Below are 9,497 nucleotides of genomic sequence, written 5' to 3'. Positions count from 1 at the left end.
AAATCAATGGGTTAGTCTAGACTAACTTGATTAAAATGCCCCCTTTTTTGGGGTAGAGCCGAACACAAAACTTTAACCCTTAACCTATAATTTTCAAAACCTTTGAGAGTAAGTTCACAATTTTAAATTTATATAGATACTTTAAATTGAATTTTTGATATGTTTAATAGATAGCTCTTCTGTTAATAGCATTACTGTAACCCAAAGGTTATACATTCTTTAAATTCCCTTTTAAATAGGAGAATATAATACTATGGAACGGTTAAAATCCTATTTTCTTAAAGATACCACTCTGAAAACTGAAATCATTGCGGGGATCACCACTTTTCTAACCATGGTGTATATCGCATTCATCAATCCAAGCATACTGCATGATGCAGGAATGGACCAGGGAGCAGTATTCACAGCTACATGTCTTATTACCGCCTTTGCCTGTTTCTTTGCAGGATTATTTGCTAATACGCCCATTGGCATTGCACCAGGTATGGCATTAAATATCTTCTTTTCTTATACGGTAGTGCAAGGTATGGGAATATCTTGGCAACACGCTTTAGCCATTGTCTTTCTTTCAGGTGTTTTATTTTTTTTAATGTCGCTTACCAGCTTGAGACGCCTATTAATCGAGGCAATTCCTCATAATTTACAAATCGCTATATTAATAGGTATCAGCTTATTAATTGCTTTAATTACCTTGCAAAACAATCAAATTATTATTGAGGATCAGCATAATTTAATGCGCCTGGGCGAAATTACTCGTCCAGAAAGCGGTTTGTTCTTCTTAGGATTTTTACTCATATTGATTTTAGATTATTTTCAAATTCCTGGAGCGATTATTCTTGGGATTCTCAGTATTTCTATCTTGAGTTTATTGTTCGGTTTATCTACCTGGCAAGGATTAATTTCCATGCCCCCTTCCATGGAGCCAACTTTTTTAAAGCTCGATTTTTCTGGCATAAATACCGTTCTCGCCTTAAAAGCTACCTTTACCTTTTTTTTAATTGCTGTGTTTGACGCAACAGGGACATTGATCGGTTTATTAAATCCTTCTGTATTTAAACAACAAGAAAATTATTCCAAGCGTCTTAGCAATTGTTTAACCGTTGATGCAGCTGCCTCTGCTGTAGCAGGATTATTAGGCTCCGCAAGTACCTCCCCCTACATAGAGTCTGCAGCAGGAATTGAGTCAGGTGGACGCGGCGGAATAACTGCCATAGTCATCGCAATCGGATTTCTTCTTATGTTATTTTTCTCACCTTTGGCACGAATGATTCCTAATTTTGCCGTAGGCCCCGCCCTTTTATATGTAGCTTGTTGCATGATGAAGCATCTCACAGATATGAAATTGCATGATGTAAGTGAAACAGCTCCTTGTATGGTAACCATCATGATGATTCCTTTTACTGCTTCTATTGCTGATGGAATTGGCGGAGGTATAATTCTTTATACTTTATTAAAATTATTAACTCGACAAAAAATTAATTTTTTACTCTTTATATTAAGTATTGTTTTTGTAATATTCTTCCTAGTAAGTTAAACGGTAAAACTGTGTTCATGTAGAGATGATGCGTGACTGAGGCTTCTGCATAAGTTCAACTGAGCTGTTGTATGTAATCACCATAAACCCGTTCATCTGGAGATTATGATTATCATGACAAAATTTTTTGATAAAAAAACTAAAACTTTGTTTATTACCGGAGGAAAAACAGCTGTAACTGATTTATCAGACAATCCTTTAATGCTATTACCTAATCCTGAAGAAATTCTCCCATCTCTCCAACTTCGCAGACAAAATGCGATGGCAGGAAGATTTTTTGAAAGGCATTATATAAACGCATCAGGAGAAGAGTTTCACGGCAATTTTGATTTAAAAAATCCTAGTAATGCGGATCTTGAAGAAGTTCATGATACGATTTATTGTCCCTAACCTTAAAGAAAAAAAATTCTGAACGAGACTTCTGCATAATAAAATCGAATAAAAGTAGAAGGCGATTTCCTACCCAACTCTAGTTAAAGATTTTGAAAAATCATATACATTTACAAAACCATCTGCTTATAATGCGTTAAGATGATATTTAAAATGTGCAACTACGTGACTTATCATCTCAGTAACGAATTAATACAGGACTTACGAAAAACCCCAAGGTCGAGGCAAAAAATGTTTTTAATGAGGAAGTTTAGATAGACTAAATGACCGAATTAAAAACATTTTTTAACGAAGAGATGGGGGTTTTTCGTAAGTCCTGTAAGAAATAAAATCGAATTCTTTTATTTAGATAGGATGAAATAATATGAAAAGAACAGGACATCACCAACACGCTCACCAACACACTCACCCATCAACTACCCAGCCACAAACAGTAGTTGTTGTTACAACTCCAGTGCCTGCGCACCCTAATGGTTTCTTTACTGCACATAACCATGGACATAATCCATACCAGCAGCAACTGCCTCATTTACATCAGCAGCCACACGCTCATCATCATGGCCACGATGAACATACACATACGCATACACATAATAATCCCTAGAATGAATAACCCGGATTAATATCATTTAATCCGGGTGTAAATCGTACAATGCTCCGCTAATACAACACATTTCACTAATTTAGTCTGTGAAAGATAGTATGCTTACTTTGCACTGCTTCTCTCCCTTGAGATGTTTTCTCAGCCCCAAAAAATGTAAGGTTTAAAGAATTTGTTTTTACAAAATACTCCGTAGAGCGGCTTTCATCTTTCTGTACCTCTCCATCTCCAGAATACTTATCTGATAAAGAAGACTCCACATGCTTGTTGAGCTTTTCTAATTCAATAATATTACCCGATGATAAAAATGAATCCAGGCTCATTAACTTTAATCCATCAACCGGTTCATCATCTTCTATATTTGAATGATGCTCGTCCTTTGATGCAGCTTGTTCCTTAGTTTGCATGGATTGTGGGAGCTCAAATAACGTCTCTTCCGAGAATTGTCCAGCCTGTGTGAGCTCTTCTGAGCTAAAAAGAAAAGTATCCTCATCATCTGAATCTTCAAATACAAGAGGTTCAACTATTTTATGTAATGCCTCACCTTTGGTAAAACCAACAATGGATATGCGATGCCAACTTGAATCAGTGATTCCATTAGAAGAAATTAATTTGGTGTTGCAGTGATAATATTTATCAAAATCCCATAGCAACACGTCTCCTTCTTTTAAATCAAAATATATCCCTTCAAAATTAGTTTGAGCCTCATTTGGTAAAACACCCCTCACTCCAGGAAAAAATGTATAGGCACCTTTATACGTTCTTTGCTGCTCACTCTGCTGGCCATTCTTAGAGGGATAGATAACAAACAGTGGATTTAAGCAATGGATGGGAAACTTATTACTATCTATATGAGCATTAGTTTGTTTATCATAATTTGCTTCGGCGGCTAAAAGATAACTCGATCCGGTTAAAGTAAAATAAGATGCACAATCCATAATTCGACGACGCGTTGCATATTCAACTGGAGCACACTCCGCATAAATCTTTTCAATAGAATTAAAAAGAGGCGCTAATCCTTCTTCTACTCCATATTTTATTTCAGAGAATTGGGTAGGTCTAATTCGGCTTGTTTTTTTTCCAAGCACACCAAATGGAGCTGAACGAACACTTATGTGGAAATCTTCTTTATTTTGCCTTTTATTAACATATTCTTCTGCAGATACAGCCCCCATTCTACTCAATTGTGATGGTGTTACAGAAGTGAGTTCCTTACGTAATTTATCAGTTATCATCTCAGGTTGAATTGCACCAACACGATATACACCAATTAATTTTCCTTTAGCATCATAAAAATTAGTATTTTGAGTAATTTTCATCGAATTAGGAAAAGGTTCATCAAAAATATCATTTTTTTTAATTTTTTTATCAGGATTATTATGCAATACCATAGCAGCAATCATAGTCCCATCAGATGTTTTATCTTGAGGATTTTCCGCAGGAAGTTCAACCTGGAGCATAGGCTTTAGCATCATAAGGTGCTTAAAGGGCATTTTGCGGCTAATAAGATAATAACTATCATTGATGGCCGATTTTAAACGTTTGATTTCTGATTTTTCCAAATCAAAACCCAATTTATTCATATGGTAAATTAGGATCTCACCTAGATTTTCTGAAGATTTACGTTGTAAATAAATGCTATACATTAAATGATGTTGGTATAAATAAAGTAAGTTCTGAGCAGCCAATGAAGGAGCCTTCTTTATATTGGGAATAATTTCTTTTGCAATGAAGTTCCGCCTTGATAGCATATTTTGATAAAGAGTTGATCTTTTCAAACTTTGATCACTTTTTTTTATCGTGAAAGGAAAGCTGATATGATGGCTATAGATAAATTTATTTCTAAGCCCGTCTGGGAATTTAGGTTTTATTTCTTTACTAAAGTCCGATCTATGCCCTATAGAAGATATGTGCCTTATTGAAAGCCGATTATTATAACGCTCATTTTTTTGTAGCATTTCGCGCTGCACTTTTTTATATTCATTAAGTTCACCCTCAGCCATTTGCTTTATAAATTGATTTAAGAAAGGTGAAATTAATTTTCGTACTATTTTACCCTGCTTTGGCATGACTGTATCCGAGATTATAGTCTGCACAACTTCCTTTTCTTTTCCTTTTTCTTCAGCAGTATCCTTTGTCTCTAAATGAGGATAAATAACCCTATATCTTTTTGTTAAAGGAGAAGCAGTTCCTTGTCCAATAGTGGGTTGCTGAATGATGGGCTGACCATTTCCAACATCAGTTGTTGAATCAACTATTTCGGGGTGCTTTCTTTTTTTAGCCGTGCTAGTACTATGTTGAATCTGGTTTGTCGGTGTTATAGTTGGAGTTACTGCCATATTTTTACCAGGGCCACTAAAAGCGGTAGTTGGCATTGCATCCATCCTGGTAATATCACTTCCCATAGAAAGTAATTTTTGACACTCACCAAGACAATGCGCAATAAACCCCGGATCTGCAGTTGCCTTAATATCATCTAATATGGAATAAAATCTTCCCTGAATGGCACGAAAGGGATTGAAATCCGGACCATACTTCATTGTGGGTACATCAAATTTTTGTTGCATATTTAACTCCTTTGTTGTTTAAAATAATCTGCAATGCTCTAACGGGGCCGAAGTATCTTCAATATAGATAAAAAAGTCGAACCATTTTTGAGTGACTAGTATTTATGGAAAAATGATGTATCTCCGGGATAGCATTCTCGGCTATCATAGGTAAATACAGTTATAACTGTGGAGCGTAATCAGCTAAACGATCGTGCGGAAAAGATTAACCTGTTACCAAAGAAAACAAGTTATATAAAGGACCTACGTGATAAAAATCAACACATTCTAGATTTTTTTATCAATTAAGATAATCTTAAAGCAGAATTATCAAATGCTTCAAAATACATTCAGATACTCACTAAAAAAGCTATGGTAAGTGTGTAAATTTAGTTATTATGTATTTACTTAGGATTTTACGATTTTTCGATGCGCTCGATAGTAATTATAATTTTAATATTTATTTGCTCAGCATTAACTTATGCAAACGAAATTAATATTTCCACGACCACTAAGAATGGGAATACTACTTTTTATTTGCAAGCTGGTGCATTTAATTTAGAAAAAGATGCAAAGCAACGTCAAAAGGAATTGTCTGCACTTGTCAGTGAACCTGTTGAAATTAAGAATCTATCAGATAAGAAACTTTATCTGATACAAATTGGCCCAATTAGTGATTACCTCACCGCACGAAATTTGCAGAATAAGCTATCACAAAAGATCAGTTCAAAGAAAAGTGAACCGAGTGAAAATCAACATCCTTACATAAAACAACCAACTGAATCTGAGAGTCAAAGTACCCCAAACGATACACCGCCGTTAAACAGCAAACTATGGAATTTAAGAAACGCTGATATTAGAGCGGTTATTGCGGAAGTGTCACGAGTTACAGGGAAAAATTTTGTCATTGATCCAAGAGTGCAAGGAAAAATATCGATCGTATCGTCAACACCTATGAACAATAATGAACTTTATCAAGTATTCCTTTCAGTCTTACAAGTCTCGGGCTATGCCGCTATACCTAGTGGAGCGATCATTAAAATTATTCCGAATATCGATGCAAAAACACAATCGCCTGATCTTTTAAACGGAATAAAGCAACCACCCAGAGGTGACGACATGATGGTGGCTGTAGTTCCTGTTCATTATGTTCCATCAGAGCAATTAGTTCCCGTTTTACGACCATTAATGCCACAATGGAGTAGTATCTCTGCTTATGCTCCCTCAAATATGCTTATTTTATCAGGAAGAGCGAACAACATTCGTAGTCTTGCAGGCATCATCAAACAAGTAGATAACTCATCTGCCAATGGCATTGATATAGTTCATTTAAGACATTCATTAGCAATGGATATTGCTGCTACTTTAAAAGATCTTGTTAAAACTCAACCCAGTATGGGAGGGGCGCGAACTCAACTAACTATAGCTGCTGATGACCGCTCCAATTCGCTGTTAGTCAGCGGCTCCAAGACAGACAGAATACGTCTTAGAATGTTGATATTAAAATTAGATAGAGAGAGTTCCGAAGGGGTTAACTCCAACACGCAAGTGGTGTATCTAAATTACCTCAGAGCTGAAGACTTGGTACCCATCCTCGCCGGTATAGCTCAAGCAAATTTCAGCGGCAATGTTGGCACAACAATTGGTACCATTACTCGCCCTATTCTGGATAGTACAAATCCGGCCTCCAACCTTGCCAACAACTCAAATACGCAGGGCTCCACTAGCAGTTCTAGTTCTCTTTATTCAGCAGGCTCAGGCAGTGGTGGCAGTTCATTAACTGCTTCAGGCGCTACCGCAAATACTACGACTACCACAACGCAAAATGAAGGGACAACAAAACCTACAGTACAAATTATTGCTGAACCCAATACAAACTCCATCATCCTTAATGCACCAGCCTCTGTAATCCGTACTTTGAAAAGAGTAATTACGCAACTGGATATTAAACCGGCCCAATTACTCATTGAAGCATTAGTCGCAGAAATTAATCAATCGGATATTAACGACTTAGGCATTGAATGGGGAAGTGATCAACAAACAGGAAAACCTGAATCCTTTAGGCCAGGATTTGCTATAATTAATAACAGTACTAAACTTGATGATTTTCAAGCACAGATATATGCTTTAGCAAGAGAAAATAAAGCTAATATTTTATCAACACCTTCAGTTGTTGTTCTTGATAATCGCCAAGCTAAAATATTGGTAGGTAAACAGGTTTCGATAGCATCGACTACTCAACCTGCAAATGCCGGAGGTACAACAAATAATGGGGTTCCATTTACTACATTTGATCGGGTTAACGTTGCATTACATCTTTATGTAAGACCACAAATTACACGAGGGAATGGAATCCAGCTGCAAATCGATCAAGGAAATGACACGTTGGATCCGCCCGTTGTTTCTCCAAACACAGCTACCCCAACATTTAGAATCAGTAGTATCGTTACTTCGGTTCATGTTGAAAGCGGTGACGTCGTTGTATTGGGAGGTTTGACTCAAGATAGCCTGGGTAATGAAAATAACCGCTTGCCAGTTTTGGGAGATATACCGGGTGTGGGTCGATTATTCAAACGGAATATAAATTCTCGTGAAAAACGGGTACTGATGGTATTTATTAAACCCATAATTTTGCGTAATGAACGAGATAATACGCATATGACGAGTGAAAAGTATAATAATGTGCGTCAATTCGAACTGGATTGGCTGAAATCGCAAGATGCCTTTGTACAAAGCAATAATGCAACGGTATTACCTGCTTTGAAACGAGCTGAGTTACCAAAACCGTTTAATCGTCCACCTTTGTTAGTAACGAAGTAAACCATGGAAAACGAAGATAAATTGCTGAAGATCCCATACAGTTTTGCCAAAAACCATGGGATTGTCGTGGCCAACGAAATGAGCGACAACCAGGCTCTTGTTTATTATTTACCGAATACTTCATTGCAATCTCTTGCTGAAATAAAGCGTTTATTACAATGTGAATTTACTTTAAAACAAGTTGATGAATCAGCGTTTCAGCAACATTTAGCCCATGTTTATCAATCTAAATCATCGATATTAGAAGCCGCTGGAGGCATGGAAGAAGATATGGATCTTTCACTACTGGCTAGTCAATTGCCGGTAAGCGAAGATTTGTTAGAAAATCAAGATGATGCACCCATAATTCGTTTATTGAATGCATTGTTTACTCAAGCAATAAAACAAAAAGCTTCTGATATTCATATTGAAACTTATGAAGATCGAGTTCTTGTACGTAATCGGATTGACGGTGTTTTACATGAGGTATTAGAAATTCAGCGTGCCATAGCTCCTTTAGTAATTTCCAGAGTCAAAGTAATGGCCAAACTGGATATTGCAGAAAAGCGCATTCCTCAAGACGGTCGTATTTCTCTGCGAATTGGTGGACATAATATTGACGTCCGGGTCTCAACCCTTCCGTCAAATCATGGTGAGCGGGTAGTACTGAGGATTTTAGACAAACAAGCGGCTCAATTGGATTTAAACCTGTTAGGTATGCCTGAACCAACAGTAAAAAACATGCGAAAAATGATCGCAGAGCCGCATGGTATTATTTTAGTTACTGGGCCCACAGGTTCAGGAAAAACTACTTCCTTATACGCCATGTTGACTGAATTAAATCAAGTCACTCGCAATATTCTAACCATTGAAGATCCAATAGAATATGATCTTGAAGGGATTGGGCAAACACAGGTTAATACCAAAGTACAAATGACCTTTGCTAAAGGTTTAAGGGCGATTCTCAGGCAGGATCCGGATGTAGTGATGATCGGAGAAATTCGTGATTTGGAAACTGCAGAAATTGCAGTTCAAGCCAGCCTTACAGGACACTTGGTATTGTCTACCTTACATACTAATAGCGCACTCGGTGCCCTAACTCGTTTACGTGATATGGGCGTTGAATCCTTTCTTTTATCCTCAAGTATCGTGGGACTTATCGCACAACGGCTGGTTAGAAGATTATGCCCTCAATGCAAAACACCTCATCAATTAAGAGATGATGAAAAAGAACTTATGGGACTTACAGCAGACTCAGATACCTCAAAGGTCTTTGAACCTAAAGGTTGTGACTATTGCAATCACTTAGGCTACAAGGGCAGAACTGGTATTTACGAACTGATTACTGTCGATGAAGTACTTAGAGGAATGATTCATCGCCATGAAAACTTACAAACAATGGAAAATTATTTACGCCCCACTACACCTAGTATTCGTGATGATGGATTTAAACGAGTACTCGCCGGCGACACATCTCTTGCTGAAATTCTTCGGGTAACAACCCAAAGTTAGCCGCTTTTAAGAAGTTTATAGTTCGAAATGCCAATATAGAATAAACGAAATAAACAGGGCGATTTCATCAAAGTTTAAGAATAGAACAGATTGATATGAGAATTCCCAGATGTTT

Annotated in this window: 6 protein-coding genes; 5 read left to right on the top strand and 1 reads right to left on the bottom strand. The window is 37.0% G+C overall.

The window, feature by feature from the left end; translation table 11 throughout:
• Nucleotides 1-253 precede the first annotated feature (253 nt).
• The 3 genes from DGG96_RS20205 to DGG96_RS20195 all read left to right on the top strand — a co-directional run bounded on the left by DGG96_RS20205 (nucleotide 254) and on the right by DGG96_RS20195 (nucleotide 2,528).
• On the top strand, nucleotides 254-1,534 hold the full coding sequence (locus tag DGG96_RS20205; RefSeq protein WP_110144263.1) for an NCS2 family permease: 1,281 nt from the start codon (nucleotides 254-256) through the stop codon (nucleotides 1,532-1,534).
• Between the two features lie 114 nt (nucleotides 1,535-1,648).
• A complete protein-coding gene (locus DGG96_RS20200; RefSeq protein WP_110144264.1) occupies nucleotides 1,649-1,924 on the top strand; it encodes a hypothetical protein in 276 nt (91 codons plus the stop codon).
• 364 nt (nucleotides 1,925-2,288) lie between these two features.
• Nucleotides 2,289-2,528, top strand: coding sequence for a hypothetical protein (locus tag DGG96_RS20195; protein WP_110144262.1), 240 nt, complete (start codon nucleotides 2,289-2,291; stop codon nucleotides 2,526-2,528).
• A gap of 74 nt (nucleotides 2,529-2,602) precedes the next feature.
• Here DGG96_RS20195 and DGG96_RS20190 read toward each other — a convergent pair whose 3' ends face one another.
• A complete protein-coding gene (locus DGG96_RS20190; RefSeq protein ID WP_110144261.1) occupies nucleotides 2,603-5,092 on the bottom strand; it encodes a hypothetical protein in 2,490 nt (829 codons plus the stop codon).
• Nucleotides 5,093-5,500: 408 nt separating this feature from the next.
• Here DGG96_RS20190 and lspD point away from each other — a divergent pair, with 408 nt between their 5' ends.
• Together lspD and lspE are read left to right on the top strand one after the other, a co-directional pair.
• The gene (gene lspD / locus DGG96_RS20185; RefSeq protein ID WP_110144260.1) at nucleotides 5,501-7,891 is read left to right on the top strand and encodes a GspD family T2SS secretin variant LspD; all 2,391 of its coding nucleotides are present in this window, start codon (nucleotides 5,501-5,503) and stop codon (nucleotides 7,889-7,891) included.
• 3 nt (nucleotides 7,892-7,894) lie between these two features.
• Nucleotides 7,895-9,382, top strand: coding sequence for a GspE family T2SS ATPase variant LspE (gene lspE, locus DGG96_RS20180; RefSeq protein WP_110144259.1), 1,488 nt, complete (start codon nucleotides 7,895-7,897; stop codon nucleotides 9,380-9,382).
• Nucleotides 9,383-9,497 lie beyond the last annotated feature (115 nt).

The organism is Legionella qingyii, from assembly GCF_003184185.1.
Note: the sequence above shows the minus strand (reverse complement) of the source record. Positions and strands in the feature narration are given on the sequence as shown.

What these genes read in the sequence shown, in the direction of transcription:
- lspD (WP_110144260.1), top strand. Translation starts at nt 5,501, where the DNA reads ATGCGCTCGATAGTAATTATAATTTTAATATTTATTTGCTCAGCATTA.
- lspE (WP_110144259.1), top strand. Translation starts at nt 7,895, where the DNA reads ATGGAAAACGAAGATAAATTGCTGAAGATCCCATACAGTTTTGCCAAA.
- DGG96_RS20195 (WP_110144262.1), top strand. Translation starts at nt 2,289, where the DNA reads ATGAAAAGAACAGGACATCACCAACACGCTCACCAACACACTCACCCA.
- DGG96_RS20200 (WP_110144264.1), top strand. Translation starts at nt 1,649, where the DNA reads ATGACAAAATTTTTTGATAAAAAAACTAAAACTTTGTTTATTACCGGA.
- DGG96_RS20190 (WP_110144261.1), bottom strand. Translation starts at nt 5,092, where the DNA reads ATGCAACAAAAATTTGATGTACCCACAATGAAGTATGGTCCGGATTTC.
- DGG96_RS20205 (WP_110144263.1), top strand. Translation starts at nt 254, where the DNA reads ATGGAACGGTTAAAATCCTATTTTCTTAAAGATACCACTCTGAAAACT.